The sequence below is a fragment of the Leclercia sp. 1548 genome, from assembly GCF_050435045.1.
GTDB classification, from domain to species: domain Bacteria; phylum Pseudomonadota; class Gammaproteobacteria; order Enterobacterales; family Enterobacteriaceae; genus Enterobacter; species Enterobacter adecarboxylatus.
The window spans coordinates 43,507-66,617 of sequence record NZ_JBNDJP010000011.1; the positions used below are offsets into that span (position 1 = coordinate 43,507).

General features: G+C 57.0%; 22 protein-coding genes. 17 read left to right on the forward strand and 5 right to left on the reverse strand.

Annotation, left to right across the window (positions count from 1 at the left end; genetic code table 11):
• From dapF to corA, 7 genes are all read left to right on the forward strand, one after another.
• On the forward strand, nt 1–825 hold the full coding sequence (gene dapF, locus ABIE02_RS21800; protein WP_032615140.1) for a diaminopimelate epimerase: 825 nt from the start codon (nt 1–3) through the stop codon (nt 823–825).
• Complete coding sequence (locus ABIE02_RS21805) at nt 822–1,529, forward strand: DUF484 domain-containing protein (protein ID WP_032615138.1); 708 nt, start codon at nt 822–824, stop codon at nt 1,527–1,529. Before dapF ends, ABIE02_RS21805 begins: the two co-directional genes overlap by 4 nt.
• Complete coding sequence (xerC, locus tag ABIE02_RS21810; protein WP_077227589.1) at nt 1,526–2,428, forward strand: tyrosine recombinase XerC; 903 nt, start codon at nt 1,526–1,528, stop codon at nt 2,426–2,428. Before ABIE02_RS21805 ends, xerC begins: the two co-directional genes overlap by 4 nt.
• Nucleotides 2,428–3,144, forward strand: a complete 717-nt coding sequence (gene yigB / locus ABIE02_RS21815) for a 5-amino-6-(5-phospho-D-ribitylamino)uracil phosphatase YigB (RefSeq protein ID WP_032615135.1) — start codon at nt 2,428–2,430, stop codon at nt 3,142–3,144. The genes xerC and yigB overlap by 1 nt, the downstream gene beginning before the upstream one ends.
• A 107-nt stretch (nt 3,145–3,251) precedes the next feature.
• A complete protein-coding gene (gene uvrD / locus ABIE02_RS21820; protein ID WP_032615133.1) occupies nt 3,252–5,414 on the forward strand; it encodes a DNA helicase II in 2,163 nt (720 codons plus the stop codon).
• 149 nt (nt 5,415–5,563) lie between these two features.
• Nucleotides 5,564–5,620: a YsgD/CorL family protein gene (ysgD, locus tag ABIE02_RS21825; RefSeq protein ID WP_212743980.1), complete on the forward strand. Its 57-nt coding sequence runs from the start codon at nt 5,564–5,566 to the stop codon at nt 5,618–5,620.
• Nucleotides 5,621–5,768: 148 nt separating this feature from the next.
• Nucleotides 5,769–6,719, forward strand: coding sequence for a magnesium/cobalt transporter CorA (corA, locus tag ABIE02_RS21830; RefSeq protein WP_032615131.1), 951 nt, complete (start codon nt 5,769–5,771; stop codon nt 6,717–6,719).
• Between the two features lie 75 nt (nt 6,720–6,794).
• Here the strand turns inward: corA and rarD are convergent, their stop codons facing one another.
• Together rarD and yigI are read right to left on the reverse strand one after the other, a co-directional pair.
• The gene (gene rarD / locus ABIE02_RS21835) at nt 6,795–7,688 is read right to left on the reverse strand and encodes an EamA family transporter RarD (RefSeq protein WP_032615129.1); all 894 of its coding nucleotides are present in this window, start codon (nt 7,686–7,688) and stop codon (nt 6,795–6,797) included.
• 51 nt (nt 7,689–7,739) lie between these two features.
• On the reverse strand, nt 7,740–8,207 hold the full coding sequence (yigI, locus tag ABIE02_RS21840; RefSeq protein ID WP_032615127.1) for an acyl-CoA thioesterase YigI: 468 nt from the start codon (nt 8,205–8,207) through the stop codon (nt 7,740–7,742).
• 158 nt (nt 8,208–8,365) lie between these two features.
• Here yigI and pldA point away from each other — a divergent pair, with 158 nt between their 5' ends.
• The 3 genes from pldA to rhtC all read left to right on the forward strand — a co-directional run bounded on the left by pldA (nt 8,366) and on the right by rhtC (nt 11,829).
• Nucleotides 8,366–9,226 (forward strand): phospholipase A, encoded by an 861-nt coding sequence (gene pldA, locus ABIE02_RS21845; protein WP_032615125.1) that lies wholly within the window; start codon nt 8,366–8,368, stop codon nt 9,224–9,226.
• 91 nt (nt 9,227–9,317) lie between these two features.
• Nucleotides 9,318–11,147 (forward strand): ATP-dependent DNA helicase RecQ, encoded by a 1,830-nt coding sequence (gene recQ / locus ABIE02_RS21850; protein ID WP_077227587.1) that lies wholly within the window; start codon nt 9,318–9,320, stop codon nt 11,145–11,147.
• A gap of 61 nt (nt 11,148–11,208) precedes the next feature.
• Nucleotides 11,209–11,829 (forward strand): threonine export protein RhtC, encoded by a 621-nt coding sequence (gene rhtC / locus ABIE02_RS21855; protein ID WP_103793460.1) that lies wholly within the window; start codon nt 11,209–11,211, stop codon nt 11,827–11,829.
• A 49-nt stretch (nt 11,830–11,878) separates the two neighbouring features.
• Here rhtC and rhtB read toward each other — a convergent pair whose 3' ends face one another.
• A complete protein-coding gene (rhtB, locus tag ABIE02_RS21860) occupies nt 11,879–12,499 on the reverse strand; it encodes a homoserine/homoserine lactone efflux protein (RefSeq protein WP_077227586.1) in 621 nt (206 codons plus the stop codon).
• Between the two features lie 109 nt (nt 12,500–12,608).
• On the opposite strand from rhtB, the gene pldB reads away from it, so the two are divergent.
• From pldB to ABIE02_RS21875, 3 genes are all read left to right on the forward strand, one after another.
• Nucleotides 12,609–13,604 carry a lysophospholipase L2 gene (gene pldB / locus ABIE02_RS21865; RefSeq protein ID WP_059306989.1) on the forward strand — a complete coding sequence of 332 codons (996 nt, stop codon included), beginning with the start codon at nt 12,609–12,611 and terminating at the stop codon, nt 13,602–13,604.
• 25 nt (nt 13,605–13,629) lie between these two features.
• Entirely contained in the window at nt 13,630–14,430 is an 801-nt protein-coding gene (gene yigL, locus ABIE02_RS21870) for a sugar/pyridoxal phosphate phosphatase YigL (RefSeq protein ID WP_032615115.1), read from the forward strand.
• Between the two features lie 82 nt (nt 14,431–14,512).
• Nucleotides 14,513–15,412 (forward strand): carboxylate/amino acid/amine transporter, encoded by a 900-nt coding sequence (locus tag ABIE02_RS21875; RefSeq protein WP_059306990.1) that lies wholly within the window; start codon nt 14,513–14,515, stop codon nt 15,410–15,412.
• Here the strand turns inward: ABIE02_RS21875 and metR are convergent.
• The gene (metR, locus tag ABIE02_RS21880) at nt 15,300–16,253 is read right to left on the reverse strand and encodes an HTH-type transcriptional regulator MetR (protein ID WP_336995239.1); all 954 of its coding nucleotides are present in this window, start codon (nt 16,251–16,253) and stop codon (nt 15,300–15,302) included. The genes ABIE02_RS21875 and metR overlap by 113 nt on opposite strands.
• A gap of 236 nt (nt 16,254–16,489) precedes the next feature.
• Here metR and metE point away from each other — a divergent pair, with 236 nt between their 5' ends.
• The gene (gene metE / locus ABIE02_RS21885; protein ID WP_336995240.1) at nt 16,490–18,754 is read left to right on the forward strand and encodes a 5-methyltetrahydropteroyltriglutamate--homocysteine S-methyltransferase; all 2,265 of its coding nucleotides are present in this window, start codon (nt 16,490–16,492) and stop codon (nt 18,752–18,754) included.
• A gap of 123 nt (nt 18,755–18,877) precedes the next feature.
• On the opposite strand, the gene ABIE02_RS21890 is transcribed toward metE, so the two are convergent.
• Nucleotides 18,878–19,681, reverse strand: coding sequence for a dienelactone hydrolase family protein (locus ABIE02_RS21890; protein ID WP_336995241.1), 804 nt, complete (start codon nt 19,679–19,681; stop codon nt 18,878–18,880).
• Between the two features lie 251 nt (nt 19,682–19,932).
• Between ABIE02_RS21890 and udp the strand changes: the two genes are divergently transcribed.
• The 3 genes from udp (at nt 19,933) to ubiE (ending at nt 23,103) form a co-directional block, all read left to right on the forward strand.
• Nucleotides 19,933–20,694: a uridine phosphorylase gene (udp, locus tag ABIE02_RS21895; RefSeq protein ID WP_032615104.1), complete on the forward strand. Its 762-nt coding sequence runs from the start codon at nt 19,933–19,935 to the stop codon at nt 20,692–20,694.
• Between the two features lie 139 nt (nt 20,695–20,833).
• Nucleotides 20,834–22,210 (forward strand): DNA recombination protein RmuC, encoded by a 1,377-nt coding sequence (rmuC, locus tag ABIE02_RS21900; RefSeq protein WP_051916088.1) that lies wholly within the window; start codon nt 20,834–20,836, stop codon nt 22,208–22,210.
• A 137-nt stretch (nt 22,211–22,347) separates the two neighbouring features.
• Nucleotides 22,348–23,103 (forward strand): bifunctional demethylmenaquinone methyltransferase/2-methoxy-6-polyprenyl-1,4-benzoquinol methylase UbiE, encoded by a 756-nt coding sequence (gene ubiE / locus ABIE02_RS21905; protein ID WP_032615102.1) that lies wholly within the window; start codon nt 22,348–22,350, stop codon nt 23,101–23,103.
• Nucleotides 23,104–23,111: the final 8 nt, after the last annotated feature.

The following is a 23,111-nucleotide window of genomic DNA, read 5'->3' on the forward strand; positions in this document are numbered from 1 at the left end:
ATGCAGTTCTCTAAAATGCATGGCCTTGGCAATGATTTTATGGTCGTCGACGCGGTAACGCAGAATGTCTTCTTTTCGCCGGAGCTGATCCGCCGTCTGGCCGATCGGCACCTTGGCGTAGGCTTTGATCAGCTGCTGGTGGTTGAACCGCCTTACGATCCCGATCTCGATTTTCACTATCGCATTTTTAATGCTGACGGCAGTGAAGTCTCCCAGTGTGGCAACGGCGCGCGCTGTTTTGCCCGCTTTGTCCGGCTGAAAGGGCTGACCAACAAGCGCGATATTCGCGTCAGCACCGCCAATGGGCGGATGGTGCTGAGCGTCACCGACGACGAACTGGTGCGGGTCAACATGGGCGAGCCGAACTTTGAGCCGTCGCAGGTGCCGTTCCGCGCCAACAAAGCGGAAAAGACCTATATCATGCGCGTCGCAGAACAGACAGTCTTGTGCGGCGTGGTCTCGATGGGGAACCCGCACTGCGTGATTCAGGTTGATGATGTTGCGACCGCGCCCGTTGAGACGCTCGGTCCGGTGCTGGAAAGCCATGAACGCTTTCCTGAGCGCGCCAATATTGGATTTATGCAGGTCATCACGCGCGATCACATCCGTCTGCGCGTCTTTGAACGCGGGGCGGGCGAAACACAGGCGTGCGGCAGCGGTGCCTGTGCGGCCGTCGCGGTGGGGATTGCGCAGGGATTACTGGCGGAAGAGGTTCGCGTGGATTTACCAGGCGGCCGTCTTGATATCGCCTGGAAAGGCCCGGGTCAGCCGCTCTATATGACTGGCCCGGCGACACAAGTTTACGACGGGTTTATCCATCTATGAAACAACCAGGAGAAGAACTGCAGGAAACGCTGACGGAGATGGACGACCGGGCGGTTGTTGATTATCTGCTGCGCCATCCTGAGTTTTTCATTCGCAATGCCCGTGTGGTTGAAGAGATGCGCGTACCGCATCCCGTGCGCGGAACGGTCTCGCTGGTCGAATGGCATATGGCCCGCGCGCGCAATCATATCAACCACCTTGAAGAGAACATTTCGCTGCTGATGGAGCAGGCTACCAGTAATGAAGGCCTGTTCTACCGCCTGTTGCACCTGCAATCGCGACTGGCCTCTGCCAGCAGCCTGGACGAATTTCTGCTCCGTTTGCATCGCTGGGCTCGCGAGCTGGGTCTGGCCGGGGCAACCCTGCGCCTGTTCCCGGATCGCTGGCGCATTGGCGCGCCCTCTGGCTTTACCCATCTGGCGTTGAACCGCCAGGCCTTTGAGCCGGTGCGCATTCAGCGTATGGGGTGTGAGAACCATTATCTTGGGCCGCTGAATGGCCCGGAACTGCTGGTTGTCCTGCCGGAAGCCAAAGCGATTGGTTCGGTGGCAATGTCGCTGATGGGACGCGATGGCGATCTCGGGGTGATCTTGTTTACCAGCCGCGATCCGCAGCACTATCAGCAGGGACAAGGGACGCAGCTAATACAGGAGATCGCGCAGATGCTGCCCGAGCTGCTGGAACGCTGGATTGAACGCGTATGACCGATGCGCTGCTGGCCCCTGCTGTAACGCGTTTTCTGCGCTATCTGGGCGTTGAGCGTCAGCTCAGCCCGATCACCCTGCTCAACTATCAGCGCCAGCTTGATGCCATCATGCAGCTGGCTGACGAGATGGGCCTGACCAGCTGGCAGCAGTGTGATGCCGCCTCGGTGCGTGCCTTTGCCGTGCGCAGTCGCCGTAAAGGGCTTGGCCCTGCCAGCCTTGCGCTGCGTCTGTCTGCTCTGCGCAGCTTCTTCGACTGGATGGTGAGCCAGGGCGAGCTGAATGCCAACCCGGCTAAAGGCATCGCCGCGCCAAAAGCGCCGCGCCACCTGCCAAAAAATATCGATGTCGATGACGTTAACCGCCTGCTGGATATCGATCTGAACGATCCGCTGGCGGTACGCGATCGGGCGATGCTGGAGGTGATGTACGGCGCGGGATTACGTCTTTCCGAGCTGGTGAACCTCGATATCAAACATCTCGATCTGGATACCGGCGAAGTCTGGGTGATGGGCAAAGGCAGCAAAGAGCGCCGCCTGCCCATTGGCCGTAACGCCGTGGCGTGGATAGAACACTGGCTCGATCTGCGCGGCCTGTTTGGCACCGAAGATGATGCCCTGTTCCTCTCGAAGCTTGGGAAGCGAATCTCGGCGCGAAACGTGCAAAAACGCTTTGCCGAGTGGGGGATCAAGCAGGGGCTGAACAGCCATGTCCATCCGCACAAACTTCGCCACTCATTCGCTACCCATATGCTGGAATCCAGCGGCGATCTGCGTGGGGTGCAGGAGCTGCTGGGCCACGCCAATTTGTCCACTACCCAAATCTATACCCATCTTGATTTTCAACACCTTGCCTCGGTGTACGACGCGGCGCATCCACGCGCCAAACGGGGGAAATAATGCGTTTTTATCGTCCATTAGGCCACATCTCAGCACTGACGTTCGACCTTGATGACACCCTTTACGACAACCGCGAGGTGATCCTGCGTACCGAGCAGGAAGCGCTGGCGTTTGTGCAAAACTACCATCCGGCGTTAAAAACGCTGGAAAACAAAGAGTTCCACCGTTTACGCCAGGCGTTACGACAAACCGAGCCGGAAATCTATCACGACGTAACTGAGTGGCGTCGTCGCGCCGTGGAGCAGGCGATGCTGAATGCCGGCCTGACCGCCGCAGAAGCCGCGCTTGGCGCTGAAGCGTCAATGGCCCACTTTGCCCAATGGCGCAGCCGCATCGACGTGCCCCAGGAGACCCATGACACGCTGACGAAACTGGCAGAGAAGTGGCCACTGGTGGCCATCACCAACGGCAACGCCCAGCCGGAGCTGTTCGGCCTGGGTGACTATTTCGAGTTTGTGCTGCGCGCAGGCCCGCACGGACGCTCCAAGCCGTTCAACGATATGTATCATCTGGCGGCGGAGAAGCTCGGTCTGCCGCTGGGAGAGATCCTGCACGTGGGCGATGACCTGACCACCGACGTCGCAGGCGCGATCCGCTGCGGGATGCAGGCCTGCTGGATCAAGCCGGAAAATGCCGATCTGATGCAGACTTCTGACAGCCGCCTGCTGCCCCACATCGAAATTTCACGGTTGGCATCCCTCACCACGCTGATATAATCACCAGTAATATTGTATAAATTACCAGGGTTTTGCAGTCGTAGGCCCGGTAAGCAAAGCGCCACCGGGCGCTTTGCAGTGTTCCTGATTACTACGTGACGGTGCCAATGGACGTTTCTTACCTGCTCGACAGCCTTAATGACAAACAGCGTGACGCGGTTGCCGCGACGCGCACCAATATGCTGGTGCTGGCAGGGGCGGGCAGTGGTAAGACACGTGTGCTGGTACACCGTATCGCCTGGCTGCAAAGCGTGGAGAACTGCTCGCCGTACTCCATTATGGCGGTGACCTTCACCAACAAAGCGGCGGCAGAGATGCGCCACCGTATCGCCCAGCTGATGGGTACAAGCCAGGGCGGCATGTGGGTCGGCACCTTTCACGGGCTGGCACACCGTCTGCTGCGTGCGCACCATCTGGACGCCAATCTGCCTCAGGACTTTCAGATCCTCGACAGCGAAGATCAGCTGCGCCTGCTCAAGCGCCTGATCAAGGCCATGAATCTCGATGAGAAACAGTGGCCGCCGCGTCAGGCCATGTGGTACATCAACAGCCAAAAAGACGAAGGGCTGCGTCCACATCATATCCAGAGTTTTGGTAACCCCATTGAACAGACCTGGCAGAAGGTTTATCAGGCCTATCAGGAAGCCTGCGATCGCGCCGGGCTGGTGGATTTCGCCGAGCTGCTGCTGCGCGCCCACGAGCTGTGGCTCAACAAGCCGCACATCCTGCAGCACTATCGCGAACGCTTCACCAACATCCTGGTGGACGAATTCCAGGATACTAACAACATTCAGTACGCGTGGATCCGCCTGCTGGCGGGCGACTCCAGCAAGGTGATGATCGTCGGGGACGATGATCAGTCGATCTACGGCTGGCGCGGCGCGCAGGTGGAGAACATCCAGCGTTTCCTTAAGGACTTCCCTGGCGCAGAGACCATTCGCCTCGAGCAGAACTACCGCTCTACCAACAACATTCTGAGCGCGGCCAACGCCCTGATTGAAAATAACAACGGGCGACTGGGTAAAAAGCTCTGGACCGAGGGCATCGACGGCGAGCCGATCTCGCTTTACTGCGCGTTTAACGAGCTGGACGAAGCCCGCTTCGTGGTTAACCGGATCAAAACCTGGCAGGACAACGGCGGCGCGCTGGAGAAGTGCGCCATTCTCTATCGCAGCAACGCCCAGTCACGTGTGCTGGAAGAGGCGCTGCTGCAGGCCAGCATGCCGTACCGCATCTATGGCGGGATGCGCTTCTTTGAACGCCAGGAAATTAAAGACGCGCTCTCTTATCTGCGCCTGATTGCCAACCGTAACGATGACGCGGCCTTTGAGCGCGTGGTTAACACCCCGACGCGCGGCATTGGCGATCGTACTCTGGACGTGGTGCGTCAGACCTCCCGCGATCGCCAGCTGACCCTGTGGCAGGCGTGTCGCGAGCTGCTGCAGGAGAAGGCTCTTGCCGGACGTGCGGCCAGCGCACTACAACGCTTCCTGGAGCTGATCGAAGCCCTGGCACATGAAACCGCCGATATGCCGCTGCACGTTCAGACCGACCGGGTGATCAAAGACTCCGGCCTGCGCATGATGTACGAGCAGGAGAAGGGCGAGAAGGGCCAGACCCGTATCGAGAACTTAGAGGAACTGGTGACAGCCACGCGCCAGTTCAGTTACAACGAAGAAGACGAAGATCTGATGCCGCTGCAGGCATTCCTGTCCCATGCCGCGCTGGAAGCAGGCGAAGGGCAGGCTGACACCTGGCAGGACGCGGTTCAGCTGATGACCCTGCACTCGGCCAAAGGGCTGGAGTTCCCGCAGGTGTTTATCGTCGGCATGGAAGAGGGGATGTTCCCGAGCCAGATGTCGCTGGATGAGGGCGGGCGTCTCGAAGAGGAGCGCCGCCTGGCCTATGTGGGCGTGACCCGCGCAATGCAAAAGCTGACCCTGACCTATGCGGAAACCCGTCGTCTGTACGGCAAAGAGGTTTACCATCGGCCGTCGCGTTTTGTCGGTGAACTGCCGGAAGAGTGCGTGGAAGAGGTCCGTCTGCGGGCCAGCATCAGCCGTCCGGTTAGCCATCAGCGCCTGGGTGCACCGATTGCTGAAAACGACAGCGGATTCAAGCTCGGCCAGCGTGTGCGCCACGCCAAATTTGGTGAGGGCACGATTGTGAATCTGGAAGGCAGCGGGGAACATAGCCGTCTGCAGGTGGCATTCCAGGGGCAGGGGATCAAATGGCTGGTGGCCGCTTACGCCCGGCTGGAAGCAGTGTAACTTTCCGAAAAATATCACTATTTTTTAATAAGCTGCCAGGCTTAAACGTTGAAGGGCATTTTAAGTTCTTCAGCGTTCCGTTGCGTGTTGACGCCGCTGTGACTGCTGGCGTAACATGCGCGCACGATTACGCTAAGAGGACATTCGCCTTGGACACACCCAGTAGATACTGGCTCAATTCCCTGTCATCCAGGAACAACTCCTAAGGCTATCTCCTCACGCTGATGCCCTTAGTGGTTGTCAGCGACAGTTATTCCCGTCGCGCTGAGTCAGGCTGTTTAATGGTCTGAAACCCAATTTGTTTCTGTGTGCCCACCGAACTGTCCGATATTTATTGCATTGGGAGTCCCGGTCATGCTGAGCGCATTTCAACTGGAAAAGAACCGACTGATTCGGCTTGAAGCTGAAGAGTCACAACCCCTCATTGATGCCGTTTGGGTGGATCTGGTCGAGCCGGACGACGACGAACGCCTGCGCGTACAATCTGAGCTAGGACAAAGCCTGGCCACCCGCCCGGAACTGGAAGACATCGAGGCGTCGGCCCGTTTCTTCGAAGACGAAGACGGTCTGCACATCCACTCCTTTTTCTTCTTCGAAGATGCGGAAGATCACGCCGGTAACTCCACCGTCGCATTTACCATTCGCGATGGCCGCCTGTTTACCCTGCGTGAGCGTGAACTGCCTGCATTTCGTCTCTACCGCATGCGTGCCCGTAGCCAGGCGATGGTGGACGGCAATGCCTATGAGCTGCTGCTTGACCTGTTTGAAACCAAAATCGAACAGCTGGCAGATGAAATTGAGAACATCTACAGCGATCTGGAAGAGCTGAGCCGGGTGATCATGGAAGGCCATCAGGGCGATGAGTACGACGAAGCGCTTTCGACCCTGGCAGAGCTGGAAGATATCGGCTGGAAGGTGCGTCTGTGTCTGATGGATACGCAGCGTGCGCTGAACTTCCTGGTGCGTAAGGCGCGTTTGCCGGGCGGCCAGCTGGAGCAGGCGCGTGAGATCCTGCGCGATATCGAATCCCTGCTGCCGCACAACGAATCCCTGTTCCAGAAAGTTAACTTCCTGATGCAGGCGGCGATGGGCTTTATCAACATCGAGCAGAACCGCATCATCAAGATCTTCTCGGTGGTCTCGGTCGTGTTCCTGCCGCCTACGCTGGTGGCCTCCAGCTACGGGATGAACTTTGAGTTTATGCCGGAGCTGAAATGGAGCTTTGGTTATCCGGGCGCGATTGTCTTTATGGTACTCGCCGGGCTGGCACCTTATCTCTACTTCAAGCGCCGTAACTGGCTTTAAGTGTTATGCCGGGTGGCGATTACGCCTTACCCGGCCACACATTTCCTGTCCATTCTCTGACACGGCCCGAGAGGATTACAGACGCGTTTTTCGGCGCTGGGTATAAATCGCATCCGCGACGAAAATCGCCAGTGCCACCCAGATAAACCCAAACGTCACCATCTTATCCGCACCCGGCACTTCGCCGTAGAACAGCACCGCCAGCAGGAACATCAGCGTCGGACCGATGTACTGGAAGAAACCCAGCGTCGACAGGCGCAGACGTGTTGCCGCTCCGGTAAAGCACAGCAGCGGGATGGTGGTAACGACACCGGCCGCCATCAGCATCACGTTCAGCGTCCACGGATTACTGCCCATATGGCTGGTGCTGCTGTCGGCAATGCCGAACAGGTAAATCGCAGCCACTGGCAGCAGCCACAGGGTTTCAAACAGCATCCCGGTTTGAGCTTCCACGGCGATTTTCTTGCGTACCAGGCCATAGAAGGCGAAGCTAAACGCCAGCCCCAGCGCAATGATCGGCAGCGAGCCAAAGGTCCACAGCTGAACCAGAACGCCGCAGAGGGCGAGGATCACCGCCAGCCACTGCATCCGACGGAAGCGCTCCCCGAGGAACAGCATCCCCAGCACGATATTTACCAGCGGGTTAATGAAGTAGCCGAGACTCGCTTCCAGCATGTGATGGTTGTTGACCGACCAGATAAACAGCAGCCAGTTGCCGCCAATCAACACGGCAGAAAGCGCCAGCAGGAAAATTTTCTTCGGCGTTTGCAGGAGCGTTTTCACCCCTGACCACTGACGGCTTACGCTCATCAGCGCCACCATAAAGAAAAACGACCAGATCACACGGTGGGTAAGAATTTCGTCAGCGGGAACGTAGTGAATCAGCTTGAAGTAGGCAGGCGCAATACCCCAAATAAAATAGGCGGCAAGAGCGAGTAGAACACCCTGCCGCGTCTGTTTAGCATCCATCAGGAAAATCCGTTACAAAAAAGTAACGCAATTTTACCCGATTTTACCTTCTCAACCCACCATATAAGTGGCGGTTGCGCTGGCGATATAAACCTGCTCTTCGTTGTGCAGCTCCACGCGCGCGACCGCAACTTTATTGCCCGCACGCAGCAGGCTGCTGCTGGCGGTAAAGCGATTCCCACGGCCGGGACGCAGATAATCGACGCGCAGATCGATGGTGCCCATCCGCGACAGGCGCTGGCGCAGCTCGTCTTCATTAATGGTGTCGTGGCGGGTCAGGGTACTGCCGACGCAAACCAGCCCGGCGGCAACGTCGAGGGCCGAGGCGATCACCCCGCCATGGAGAATGCTTTGCGCCCAGTTACCCACCATCATCGGCTGGTTACTAAAGCTCAATTGGGCAAAATCTTTCTCGTAGCGCTCCAGCTCTAGCCCCAGCGCACGGTTGAACGGCATATGGTAGACGAAGATCTCACCGACCAGCTTCAGGGCCTGGTCAGCAGTTAGCGTGGCAGACATAGCACGTCACATCCTTATTGTTAAAAGGATGTTGATTTTATGCCTCATCAATGTGAATTTCCAGATTCAGAGTGCAGGTGAGGCGGCTATTAATTAAATATGTTAAAAGGGAACAAAATAATTCTTCATTAAAACAATTTCGCAGGAGAGCATCACCGATGCGGATATATCAGGCCGGGTTCCTGGCGGCGGTTACGCTGCCCTCTATGGCATTCGCCCAGGAAGCGGTAACTCAGGAAGCGCCTGCCGTGCGCGGCAGCATCATCGCTAACTTATTGGAAGAGCACGATAATCCTTTTACGCTCTACCCCTATGACAGCAACTATTTAATTTACACCGCCACCAGCGACCTCAATAAAGAGGCGATCCGCACCTATGACTGGGCTGACGATTCGCAAAAAGATGAAGTGAAGTTTCAGCTGAGCCTTGCCTTCCCGCTATGGCGCGGCATTCTGGGGCCGAACTCGATTCTGGGTGGCTCCTACACGCAAAAATCCTGGTGGCAGCTGTCGAACAGCGATGAATCTTCGCCGTTTCGTGAGACCAACTATGAGCCACAGCTGTTCCTCGGCTTCGCCACCGATTACTCGCTGGCGGGCTGGACGCTGCGGGACGTGGAGTTTGGCTACAATCACATGTCTAACGGCCGCTCCGACCCAACGTCGCGCAGCTGGAACCGTCTCTATACCCGCCTGATGGCGCAGAACGGTAACTGGCTGGTGGAGGTCAAACCCTGGTATGTGGTGGGCAATACCGACGATAACCCGGATATCACCAAATACATGGGCTACTACCAGCTGCGGGTGGGCTATCAGCTGGGCGAAGCGGTGCTTAGCGTGAAGGGTCAGTACAACTGGAATACCGGCTACGGCGGCGCGGAGATGGGCGTCAGCTATCCGCTGACTAAGCATGTTCGTTTCTACACCCAGATCTACAGTGGCTACGGCGAATCGCTCATCGACTACAACTTCAACCAGACCCGCGTCGGCGTGGGCGTGATGCTGAACGATCTTTTCTAGCCCTCTCGAATGTTTTTGTCTTAAACGTTGAAGTTTCTCTCGCAGGCGCTGAAAATAGCGCCTGTTTTTATTTCAGGCAAATGGGGTTGATGTGGTGCAGGCGGAAGTCGTAAATCAGGAGTTGCTGGCTAAACAGGTTTTGCATGAAACCTTTGGCTACCAGCAGTTCCGCCCGGGCCAGGAAACCATCATTAACACCGCCCTCGCGGGCCGTGACTGTCTGGTGGTAATGCCGACCGGCGGCGGGAAATCGTTGTGCTATCAGGTTCCCGCGCTGGTACTGAACGGCCTGACGGTGGTGGTGTCACCGCTGATCTCGCTGATGAAAGATCAGGTTGACCAACTGCTGGCGAATGGCGTGGCGGCGGCCTGTCTCAACTCCACCCAAACCCGCGAGCAACAGCAGGAAGTGATGGCCGGGTGCCGTACCGGGCAGGTGCGTCTGCTGTATATCGCCCCGGAACGCCTGATGCTGGATAACTTCCTTGAGCATCTGGCGCACTGGAATCCGGTGCTGCTGGCAGTGGATGAAGCGCACTGTATTTCCCAGTGGGGCCATGATTTCCGCCCGGAATATGCCGCGCTCGGTCAACTGCGCCAGCGCTTCCCTGAACTGCCGTTTATGGCGCTTACCGCCACCGCCGACGATACCACCCGGCACGATATTGTGCGTCTGCTGGGCCTTAACGATCCGCTGATCCAGGTCAGCAGCTTCGACCGTCCAAACATCCGCTACATGCTGATGGAAAAGTTCAAGCCGCTGGATCAGCTGTTGCGCTATGTCCAGGAGCAGCGCGGCAAGTCGGGCATCATCTATTGCAACAGCCGGGCAAAGGTGGAAGACACCGCTGCGCGGCTGCAGAGCCGGGGCTTCAGCGCCGCGGCTTATCATGCCGGGCTGGAAAACCACGTTCGCGCCGAAGTACAGGAGAAGTTCCAGCGCGACGATCTGCAAATCGTGGTGGCGACCGTCGCCTTTGGGATGGGTATCAACAAGCCGAACGTGCGCTTTGTGGTGCATTTCGACATTCCGCGCAATATTGAATCCTACTATCAGGAGACGGGCCGCGCCGGGCGTGATGGCCTGCCCGCAGAGGCGATGCTGTTCTACGATCCGGCTGACATGGCCTGGCTGCGTCGCTGCCTCGAAGAGAAACCTGCCGGGGCGCTGCAGGATATCGAGCGCCACAAGCTCAACGCGATGGGCGCGTTTGCTGAAGCGCAAACCTGCCGCCGTCTGGTACTGCTGAACTATTTTGGCGAAGGTCGCCAGGAGTCGTGCGGTAACTGCGATATCTGTCTCGATCCGCCGAAGCAGTATGACGGGCTAATGGACGCGCGTAAGGCGCTCTCCACCATTGGCCGCGTCAACCAACGCTTTGGCATGGGCTACGTGGTGGAAGTGCTGCGCGGCGCCAACAATCAGCGCATCCGCGAGATGGGCCACGACAAGCTGCCGGTGTACGGCATTGGACGCGATCAGAGCCATGAGCACTGGGTCAGCGTCATCCGTCAGCTGATCCACCTGGGCTTTGCGACCCAGAACATTGCCCAGCACTCCGCGCTGCAACTCACCGAAGCTGCCCGCCCGGTGCTGCGTGGCGTCGTGGAGTTGCAACTGGCGGTGCCGCGCGTGGTGGCGCTAAAACCGCGGGTGATGCAGAAATCCTACGGCGGCAACTACGATCGCAAGCTGTTTGCCAAACTGCGTAAGCTGCGCAAGGCCATCGCGGATGAAGAGAATATCCCGCCGTATGTGGTGTTTAACGATGCGACGCTGATTGAGATGGCCGAGCAGATGCCGCTCAGCGCCAGCGAAATGCTCAGCGTCAACGGCGTTGGTACACGTAAGCTAGAGCGTTTTGGTAAAGAATTTATGGCGCTGATTCGTTCCCATACGGATGGCGATGATGAGGAGTAGTCAGTCCGGCAAAAAAGTGCCAGGATGATGACTCCCTGAACTATTTCCCCGCGAGTTAATTATGTTAACCCTGTTTCTGACCGTGGCGCTGGTGCACATCGTGGCGCTGATGAGCCCTGGCCCTGACTTTTTCTTCGTCTCACAAACGGCGGTGAGCCGCTCCCGCAAAGAGGCGATGATGGGCGTGCTGGGTATTACCCTTGGCGTAATGGTCTGGGCAGCGCTGGCGCTGCTGGGCCTGAACCTGATCCTCGATAAAATGGCCTGGCTGCATAACATCATTATGGTGGGCGGCGGTCTGTATCTGTGCTGGATGGGCTACCAGATGCTGCGCGGGGCATTTAAGAAAGAGGGCAGCGAGGCACCTGAGCCAAAAATGGAGCTGGCCGCCAGTGGGCGTAGCTTTGTGAAAGGGCTACTGACTAATCTCGCAAATCCCAAAGCGATTATCTATTTCGGTTCAGTATTTTCACTGTTTGTGGGTGAAGACGTCGGGGCCGGTGCACGCTGGGGCATTTTCCTGCTGATCGTGCTGGAAACCTTCGCCTGGTTTACGGTCGTGGCGAGCCTGTTTGCGCTCCCGTCGATGCGTCGCGGTTATCAACGTCTGGCGAAGTGGATTGATGGCTTTGCCGGCGCGTTATTCGCCGGCTTCGGTATTCACCTGATCCTGTCCCGATAAGGACGGTAACGTTAATCACAGGCCGGATCAGCGGCATCCGGCAATGTGATTAAGCATGCCTCGCTGACGCCAGCAGCGCACCTACCAGCATAAACAGCGAACCGAACACTTTATTCAGGGCCTTCATCTGACGAGGCCCTTTAATCCATGTCGCAATCCGGGTTGCCAGCGTCGCATAGCCAATCATCACAATAATATCGACCACAACGGTGGTTACACCGAGCACCACGTACTGCATGATCTGCGGCTGATGCGGCACGATAAATTGCGGAAACAGGGCGGCCAGGAAGACGATGCTTTTCGGGTTGGTCAGGTTTACAAATACCGCACGCTTAAACAGGCGGCCCCGGCTCTGGGTCTGAGCAAGCGTATTCAGATCCAATGCACCTGCGGCGCGCCACTGCTGGATCCCCAGCCAGATAAGATAGGCCGCACCGGCCCATTTCAGCACTTCGAAAGCCAGCACCGAGCGGGAGAAGAGCGTTCCGAGTCCTATGCCGACCAGCACGATGTGAATGGCCAGCCCGGTCTGCAATCCGGCAATAGACGCGGCGGCGCCGCGATAGCCGTGGTTCATGGCGGTGGTCATGGTGTTAATGGCCCCGGAACCCGGGGAAAGGCTGAGGATGATGGATGTCAGCAGGTAGGCGAACCACCACTCGAAGGTCATTTGAAGCTCCCGAATCGTCTATTTTTATGCCACAATACGCTAATGTTGCGACATTTTACGACCTGTCACGAAAAAACGATATTCCTTGGCTTACAGGGGTGTAAACCCGATGTTTCAGCAGAATAAGGACTGGGAAACGCGAGAAAAGGCTTTTGCTGCTTTCTCCATGGGGCCGTTGACCGATTTCTGGCGCCAGCGCGAGGAAGGCGGTTTCGCAGGCGTCGATGATGTTCCTGTGCGCTTTGTTCGTTTTCAGGCCGAAGCCCATGATTCGGTGATAGTCATCTGCCCCGGGCGAATCGAAAGTTACGTCAAGTATGCCGAGCTGGCCTACGATCTCTTCCGGCTGGGTTATGACGTGCTGATTATCGATCATCGCGGTCAGGGGCGCTCCGGGCGAATGTTGTCCGACACGCACCGCGGTCATGTGAGTCAGTTCAGTGATTACGTCGATGATTTTGCCGCCTTCTGGCAACAGGAAGTGCAGCCCGGTCCGTGGCGAAAACGGTTTATCCTGGCGCACTCGATGGGGGGCGCAATCGCCACGCTGTTTTTACAGCGCCACCCGCAGCACCAGTGTAATGCCATTGCCCTGAGCGCCCCGATGTTTGGCATTGTCATGCGCTTCCCGGACTGGATGGTACGCCATATTCTCGACTGGGCTGAGGGCCATCAGCGCATTCGGGAGGGCTATGCCATCGGCACCGGGCGCTGGCGCGCACTGCCGTTTGCCATTAACGTGTTAACTCACAGTCGGCAGCGTTATCGCCGCAACCTGCGCTTTTATGCCGATGAACCGCGTTTACGCGTCGGCGGGCCAACTTACCACTGGGTTCGCGAAGGGATTCTGGCAGGGGAAGAGGTACTGGCGAATGCCAGTCAGGACAATACGCCCACGCTTATCCTTCAGGCAGAAGAGGAGCGGGTAGTGGATAACCGCATGCACGACCGCTTTTGTGAACTGCGAGCCGCAGCCGGTCACCCTTGCGAAGGGGATAAACCGCTGGTCATAAACGGCGCGTACCATGAGATCCTTTTTGAAAAGGACGCCATGCGCTCAGTCGCACTCCACGCCATCGTCGACTTTTTCGGCAGGCATAACTGATATTCACCAGAGGTTAAATTTTCCTATGTACCAGGTTGTCGCGTCTGATTTAGATGGCACGCTGCTCTCTCCCGACCACACCTTATCGCCTTACGCGAAAGAGACCTTAAAACTCCTGACTGCCCGTGGCGTGAACTTTGTCTTCGCCACCGGTCGCCACCACGTTGATGTGGGGCAGATCCGCGATAATCTGGAGATCAAATCCTATATGATCACCTCCAACGGTGCCCGCGTGCACGATCTGGACGGGAATCTGATCTTCACCCATAACCTCGATCGCGATATCGCCACCGATCTGTTCGGTATCATGCATAACAACCCCGATATCATCACCAACGTCTATCGCGACGATGAATGGTTTATGAACCGTCACCGCCCGGACGAGATGCGGTTCTTCAAAGAGGCGGTCTTCAACTACTCGCTGTACGAACCCGGCCTGCTGGAGCCAGAAGGCATCAGCAAAGTGTTCTTCACCACCGAAACTCACGAAGCGCTGTTGCCGCTGGAGCAGGCGATCAATGCCCGCTGGGGCGATCGGGTTAACGTCAGCTTCTCCACGCTTACCTGTCTGGAAGTGATGGCGGGTGGCGTCTCCAAAGGGCACGCTCTGGAAGCGGTAGCTAAACGTCTGGGCTTTAATCTGCAAGATTGCATCGCCTTTGGCGACGGTATGAACGACGCCGAAATGCTCTCCATGGCGGGTAAAGGCTGCATCATGGAAAACGCCCATCAGCGTCTGAAAGACCTGCACCCGGAGCTGGAAGTGATCGGTACCAACGGCGACAACGCAGTGCCAAAATACCTGCGTAAGCTGTTCCTTGAATAATCTTCATTTGGTTGTTTAGTGTTCAGTTGTCAACCAAAGAGTTCGCTACAATGCCTGTCCATCTTTTAAAGAGACAAGCATTGTGGCGCTACTCATCATCACCACTATCCTGTGGGCCTTCTCCTTTAGCCTGATCGGCGAATACCTTGCCGGACACGTCGATAGCTACTTCTCGGTGCTGATGCGCGTCGGGCTGGCGGCGCTGGTGTTCCTGCCGTTCCTGCGTACACGTGGGCAAACGCTGAAAACCATTCTGCTGTATATGCTGGTAGGCGCGATGCAGCTTGGCATTATGTACCTGTTCAGCTTTCGGGCGTACGTCTACCTGTCTGTATCGGAATTCCTGCTGTTTACCGTGCTGACACCGCTCTATATCACCCTGATTTACGATCTGCTGAGCAAGCGCCGTTTGCGCTGGGGCTACCTGCTGAGCGCGGCACTGGCGGTGGTGGGGGCCGCGATTATTCGCTACGACAAAGTGAGCGATCACTTCTGGACCGGGCTGATGTTCGTCCAGCTCGCCAACATCAGCTTCGCGATTGGCATGGTGGGCTATAAACGCCTGATGGAAACCCGGCCGATGCCACAGCATAACGCCTTTGCCTGGTTCTACATGGGGGCGGCTATCGTGGCGGTTGTGGCATGGTTCATGCTGGGGAATCCGCAGAAGTTGCCGACGACCACGCTGCAGTGGAGCGTGCTGATCTGGCTGGGGGTTGTGGCATCCGGGCTGGGTTACTTTATGTGGAACTACGGCGCCACGCAGGTGGACGCCGGGACGCTGGGGATCATGAACAACGTGCATGTCCCGGCAGGCCTGCTGGTAAATCTCGCCATCTGGCAGGAACAACCGCACTGGCCAAGCTTCATTATTGGGGGAACGGTGATCCTGGCTTCACTGTGGGTGCATCGCCGTTGGGTCGCTCCGCGCTCCGCACAAACGGCAGATGATCGCAGGCGTGATTCCGCGCTGAGCGAATAAAGGCCTCGGTAACCGGTTGACGCTGCTCGCCATCGCGTACCGCGGAGTACAACCGGCTCCACAATCCCTCGCCCAGGGTTTTGGTCACCACCAGACCCTGGCGTTCAAAACTCTCCACTACCCAGTGCGGCAGCGCCGCGATACCCATTCTGGCCGCCACCATCTGAATCAGCAGCAGGGTGTTATCCACGCTTTTCAGCTGCGGGCTGATGCCTGCGGGCTGCAGGAAGTGACGCCAGATATCCAGACGACTGCGCTGCACCGGGTAGATCAGCAGCGTTTCTGTGGCCAGATCTTCCGGCGTGATGCGTGTTTTCGCGGACAGCGGATGATCCGGGGCCAGCACCAGACGCACTTCGAAATCAAACATTGGCGAATAGTGCAGGCCGCTGCGCGGCAGAATGTCCGAGGTCATCACCAGATCCAGCTCGCCCTGAACAAGGGACGGCTGCGGGTCAAAGGTCACGCCGGATTTAAAGTCCATTTCCACCTGCGGCCACTTCTGGCGGAAGTTCTCAAGCGCGGGGGTCAGCCACTGAATACAGCTGTGACACTCAATGGCAATGCGCAGTTTAGTCTGTTGCGGCTCATGGCAAGCCTGTAGCGCGCTGGCGATTTGCGGTAACACCTGATTAGCCAGCTGCAGCAGGATCTCACCCTGGGGGGTGAAGCGTAGCGGCTGACTCTTACGCACAAACAGACGGAAGCCAAGGCGTTGTTCCAGATCGCTGAACTGGTGAGAAAGAGCGGATTGTGTCTGGTGCAGCGTGGCCGCCGCCGCCGCGAGGGACCCGCAGTTCCGCAACGCTTGTAGCGTTTTCAGGTGTTTTATCTCGATCATGAAAGTCCTTCACTTCGCCATGAACAATTTGCGCTTGAGGAATATACAGTAACCGCCAATTATGGATGTGTAAACATCTGGACGGCTAAAATCCTTCGTCTTTTAAATTTATGGTGCGTTGGCTGCGTTTCCTCACTCCGGTCACTGACTTATGTCAGCGCCGGGAGATGAGCAAACTTACCGCCTTCCCTGAATTGAAAATCCAAAGGATTTACAATTAATTAGAGGAAGAAAACATGACAATCATTAACCATACTCTCGGTTTCCCGCGCGTCGGCCTTCGTCGCGAACTGAAAAAAGCACAAGAAAGTTACTGGGCAGGTAACACCACCCGTGAAGAACTGCTGGCGGTAGGCCGCGAGCTGCGCGCCCGTCACTGGAACCAGCAGAAGCAGGCCGGTATTGACCTGCTGCCGGTGGGCGATTTCGCCTGGTACGACCATGTTCTGACCACCAGCCTGCTGCTTGGCAACGTGCCGGCTCGTCATCAGAACAACGATGGATCGGTAGATATCGACACCCTGTTCCGTATTGGCCGTGGCCGCGCCCCGACGGGTGAGCCAGCGGCAGCGGCGGAAATGACCAAATGGTTTAACACGAACTACCACTACATGGTGCCAGAGTTCGTCAAAGGCCAGCAGTTCAAACTGGCCTGGACCCAGTTGCTGGACGAAGTGGACGAAGCCCTGGCGCTGGGCCACAAGATCAAACCCGTGCTGCTGGGGCCGGTAACGTATCTGTGGCTGGGCAAAGTGAAGGGCGAGCAGTTTGACCGCCTGAGCCTGCTGAACGACATCCTGCCGGTGTATCAGCAGGTCCTGGCTGAACTGGCGAAACGCGGTATTGAGTGGGTGCAGATTGATGAACCTGCACTGGTACTGGAGCTGCCGCAGGCGTGGCTGGAGGCCTTTAAACCGGCGTACGATGCGCTTGCGGGCCAGGTTAAGCTGCTGTTGACCACCTATTTCGAGGGTGTCACGCCAAACCTCGACACTATCACCGCGCTGCCGGTGCAGGGGCTGCATGTGGATCTGGTTCACGGCAAAGATGAGGTGGCTGAACTGCACCATCGTCTTCCGTCCGACTGGCTGCTCTCGGCAGGACTGGTGAACGGTCGTAACGTCTGGCGTGCCGATCTGACAGAAAAATATGCACAGATTAAAGGCATTGTCGGTAAACGTGATCTGTGGGTAGCTTCCTCGTGTTCATTGTTACACAGCCCAATCGACCTGAACGTTGAAACACGGCTGGATGCAGAAGTGAAAAGCTGGTTTGCCTTCGCTCTGCAAAAATGTGAAGAGCTGGCCCTGCTGCGTGATGCATTGAATACGGGCGACACGGCGGCGATCACCGAATGGAGCGCCCCGATTCAGGCTCGTCGCCACTCGACGCGCGTACACAACGCCGCCGTGGAGAAACGTCTGGCGGCCATCACGGCCCAGGACAGCCAACGCCAGAGTCCGTATGAGGTTCGTGCCGAAGCCCAGCGCGCGCGCTTCAACCTGCCAGCCTGGCCGACCACTACCATCGGCTCCTTCCCGCAGACTACCGAGATCCGCGGCCTGCGTCTGGACTTCAAAAAGGGCAACCTTGATGCGGGCAACTACCGCACAGGTATCGCCGAACACATTAAGCAGGCGATTGTGGAGCAGGAGCGCCTGGGACTGGACGTGCTGGTCCATGGTGAAGCCGAGCGTAATGACATGGTGGAGTATTTCGGTGAACACCTCGACGGGTTCGTCTTTACGCAAAATGGCTGGGTGCAGAGCTACGGCTCCCGCTGCGTGAAACCGCCTGTGGTGATCGGCGATGTCAGCCGTCCAGAGGCGATCACCGTGGAATGGGCAAAATACGCCCAATCCCTGACCGACAAGCCAGTAAAAGGTATGCTGACCGGTCCGGTGACGATTTTGTGCTGGTCCTTCCCGCGTGAAGATGTCACCCGTGAAACCATCGCCAAACAGATTGCCCTGGCGCTGCGTGACGAAGTAGCCGATCTGGAAGCCGCAGGGATCGGCATCATCCAGATCGACGAACCGGCGCTACGCGAAGGTCTGCCGCTGCGCCGCAGTGACTGGGATGCCTACCTTCAGTGGGGTGTGGAAGCTTTCCGCATCAACGCCGCAGTAGCGAAAGATGACACCCAGATCCACACTCACATGTGTTACTGCGAGTTCAACGACATCATGGACTCCATCGCTGCACTGGATGCCGACGTGATTACCATTGAGACCTCGCGTTCCGACATGGAGTTGCTGGAGTCATTTGAAGAGTTCGACTACCCGAACGAAATCGGGCCGGGGGTATACGACATTCACTCCCCGAACGTCCCGAGCGTGGAGTGGATTGAAGCCCTGTTGCAGAAAGCGGCGCAGCGTATTCCGGCAGAGCGCCTGTGGGTTAACCCGGATTGCGGCCTCAAAACCCGCGGCTGGCCGGAAACCCGGGCCGCGCTGGCAAATATGGTGAAAGCTGCGCAGAATTTGCGTCAGGCGTCATAACATCGGCAGTTTGCCCGGCGGCGCTACGCTTACCGGGCCTACAAAACCACAGAGCTGTTCAGCTGTAGGGCCGGGTAAAGCAAGATGCTACCCGGCAATGGACTGGCTTTATCGGTCCTGTGGTTACTTCTTATTGCCATACTGCGCAAACCACGCCAGCATCCGCGCCCAGCCATCTTTGGCTGATTCAGCGTGATAACTCGGACGATAGTCAGCATTAAACGCATGCCCGGCTTCCGGGTAGACCACAATCTCCGCCGTGGCGTTTGCCGCGCGCAGGGCCTGGCGCATGGTTTCTACGGTATCAAGTGGGATACCGGTATCTTCTGCCCCATAGAGTCCGAGCACCGGTGCGTTCAAATCGGTAGCGATATCGACCGGATGCTTCGGTGAATTCAACGTCTTCTCGCCCACCAGCTTGCCATACCAGGCCACAGCAGCTTTGAGCTGGGGGTTGTGCGCGGCATACAGCCAGCTGATACGTCCGCCCCAGCAGAAGCCGGTCGCCAGCAGACGGTGGGCATCGCCACCATTACGCGCCGCCCAGTTGGCAACGTGGTCAAGATCCGCCAGCACCTGTGCATCCGGTACTTTAGTGACCAGATTGCTGTACAGGGTAGGAATGTCGCTGTAATCGTTCGGGTCACCCTGACGGAAATAGAGTTCAGGCGCGATGGCCAGATAGCCTTCCAGCGCCAGGCGACGGCAGATATCGCGAATGTGCTCATGCACGCCGAAAATTTCCTGAACCACAATGACGATCGGCAATGCCCCTTGCGCATTTTTAGGCCGGGCATGATAGGCGGGCATATTATCGCCCTGGGTCGGAATGGAGGTCTCCCCGGCGGTAATGGCTTCGCCGGGCGTAGTGACAACGGTTGAGGCTTGCAGGTCTGCAGCAGGGGCAAATCCAGATTTTCCAGTCATGGCATTCTCCGTACCAATTAGCGCAAAAGTAAATATAGTCCGCAGGTTAACAATCCACAGTGCCCGAAACAGGCTATCTTTTGTGCAACAGATAACGATATAAGTCGTTAATGTGATGTTAATCACTATTTCATGGTAATTAACTGCAATCAATTTTATTCATGGTGATGTGTGTCACGAAACTGAGCCGGATCCTTCGGTAAAGTACCGTTTTGCTTCTGCTGACAAACTGACCCCCAGAGGAGTTTTCTATGTCTAAGTCTGATGTTTTTCATCTCGGCCTCACTAAAAACGATTTACAAGGGGCTACGCTCGCTATCGTCCCTGGCGATCCTGAGCGTGTGGAAAAGATCGCCGCGCTGATGGATAAGCCGGTTAAGCTGGCAGCCCATCGCGAATTTACAACCTGGCGGGCAGAGCTGGACGGCAAAGCGGTGATCGTGTGCTCTACCGGTATCGGTGGCCCGTCTACCTCTATTGCTGTTGAAGAGCTGGCACAGCTGGGCATTCGTACTTTCCTGCGTATCGGTACGACCGGTGCGATCCAGCCGCATATCAACGTCGGCGATGTCCTGGTGACCACGGCGTCCGTTCGTCTGGACGGCGCGAGCCTGCACTTTGCTCCAATGGAATTCCCGGCAGTGGCCGATTTCGAGTGCACCACCGCGCTGGTGGAAGCCGCAAAATCCGTTGGCGCGACGACTCACATTGGTGTCACCGCCTCCTCTGATACCTTCTATCCGGGCCAGGAGCGCTACGACACCTTCTCCGGTCGCGTCGTTAACCGCTTCAAAGGTTCGATGGAAGAGTGGCAGTCTATGGGCGTTATGAACTATGAAATGGAATCAGCCACACTGCTGACCATGTGTGCAAGCCAGGGCCTGCGTGCCGGTATGGTTGCGGGTGTGATCGTTAACCGTACCCAGCAAGAGATCCCGAACGCTGAGACCATGAAGCAGACCGAAAGCCACGCGGTGAAAATCGTGGTAGAAGCGGCCCGTCGCCTGCTGTAATTTCCCCTTTTCTCTGCCAAAGGCCGACCTGTTCGGCCTTTTTCTTTGCGTAGCGCCTCGCAGAAAACCCTTTTCAAACTGGACGTTTATACAGCACAATTCTATTTTGTGCGGGTCATACCTTGATGCAGGGGGCGTCGTGGATATTTCTGTCCTTTTTTATGCCGTTATTGCGCTGGTCAGCGTCGGCGTAGGCTGGTTGCTCGCCAGCTACCAGCATGCGCAGCAAAAAGCCGAGCAGCTTGCCGAACGCGAGGAGATGGTGGCCGACTTAAGCGCGCTAAAACAACAAACGGCGCAGAGCGGGCACTGGCGCGATGAGTGCGAGTTACTCAATAACGAACTGCGTAATTTGCGGGATATCAATACCTCGCTGGAAGCCGACCTGCGCGAAGTCACCACCCGTCTGGAGTCCACCCAGCTGCATGCGGAAGACAAAATCCGCCAGATGATCAACAGCGAGCAGCGCCTGAGTGAGCAGTTCGAAAATCTTGCCAACCGTATCTTTGAGCAGAGTAACCGCCGCGTCGATGAACAAAATCGTCAGAGCCTGAACGGCCTGCTAACGCCCCTGCGCGAACAGCTGGACGGCTTTCGTCGCCAGGTCCAGGACAGCTTTGGTCAGGAGGCGCGGGAGCGCCACACGCTGGCTCATGAAATCCGTAATCTCCAGCAGCTGAATGCCCAGATGGCGCAGGAGGCGATCAACCTCACCCGGGCGCTAAAAGGCGACAATAAAACCCAGGGCAACTGGGGTGAAGTGGTTCTGACCCGCGTGCTGGAAGCCTCTGGTCTGCGCGAGGGCCATGAATATCAAACTCAGGTCAGCATTGAAACCGAGACCCGCGCGCGAATGCAGCCCGACGTCATTGTTCGTCTGCCGCAAGAGAAGGACGTGGTCATCGATGCCAAAATGACCCTGGTAGCCTATGAGCGGTACTTCAACGCCGAAGATGACTACACCCGCGAGTCGGCGTTGCAGGAACATATCGCCTCGGTGCGTAACCACATTCGTCTGCTGGGGCGCAAAGATTATCAGCAACTGCCTGGCCTGCGTTCGCTTGACTACGTGCTGATGTTTATCCCGGTTGAACCGGCCTTCTTAGTGGCGCTGGACCGCCAGCCGGAGCTGATCTCTGAAGCGCTGAAAAACAACATCATGCTGGTCAGCCCTACCACGCTGCTGGTGGCGCTGCGCACCATTGCTAACCTCTGGCGCTATGAGCACCAGAGCCGCAATGCCCAACAGATTGCCGATCGCGCCAGCCGTCTGTATGACAAAATGCGCCTGTTCGTCGATGATATGTCATCGGTCGGGCAGAGCCTGGATCGCGCTCAGGATAACTATCGCCAGGCGATGAAAAAACTGGCCTCCGGGCGCGGCAACCTGCTGGCCCAGGCCGAATCGTTCCGCAGCCTTGGCGTGGAGGTAAAACGCGAGATTAATCCTGAAATGGTCGAACAGGCCACGTCTCAGGATGAAGAGTACCGGCTGCGCAGTGATAGTCCCGTTTAAAATATAAACAATACCTTAGCAGGCAAACAGGCGTCGGCAGCCCCCTGGAACGTTATTCCTGGGGTGGTTGAAACGTAGGGCAAATGCGCCCAATCTGTTACACTTCTCAAACATTTGACTGATAAGCAGGCTCTAAGATGGTTGAAGATTCACAAGACACAACGCACTTTGGCTTTCAGACTGTCGCTAAAGCGCAGAAAGCTGACATGGTGGCCCACGTTTTCCATTCCGTGGCGGCGAAGTACGATGTAATGAATGACCTGATGTCATTCGGCATTCATCGCTTGTGGAAGCGCTTCACTATTGATTGTAGCGGCGTGCGTCGTGGGCAAACCGTGCTGGATCTGGCTGGCGGCACCGGCGACCTGACAGCGAAATTCTCGCGTCTGGTGGGCGAAACGGGCCGTGTTGTGCTGGCTGATATCAACGACTCCATGTTGAAAATGGGTCGTGAGAAACTGCGCAATATTGGCGTGGTCGGTAACGTTGAATATGTCCAGGCGAACGCTGAAGCGCTGCCTTTCCCGGATAACACCTTTGACTGCATCACTATCTCTTTCGGTCTGCGTAACGTCACCGATAAAGAGAAGGCGCTGCGTTCCATGTACCGCGTGCTGAAACCGGGTGGACGCCTGCTGGTGCTGGAATTCTCAAAACCGATTATTGAGCCGCTGAGCAAAGCGTACGACGCCTATTCGTTCCACATCCTGCCACGCATTGGCGAAATGGTGGCCAACGATGCAGACAGCTATCGTTACCTGGCTGAATCCATCCGTATGCACCCAAATCAGGACACCTTAAAAGCCATGATGCAGGATGCAGGCTTTGACAATGTTGACTACTTCAACATGACGGCAGGCGTTGTCGCGCTACATCGCGGTTATAAGTTCTGAGTGGAGGT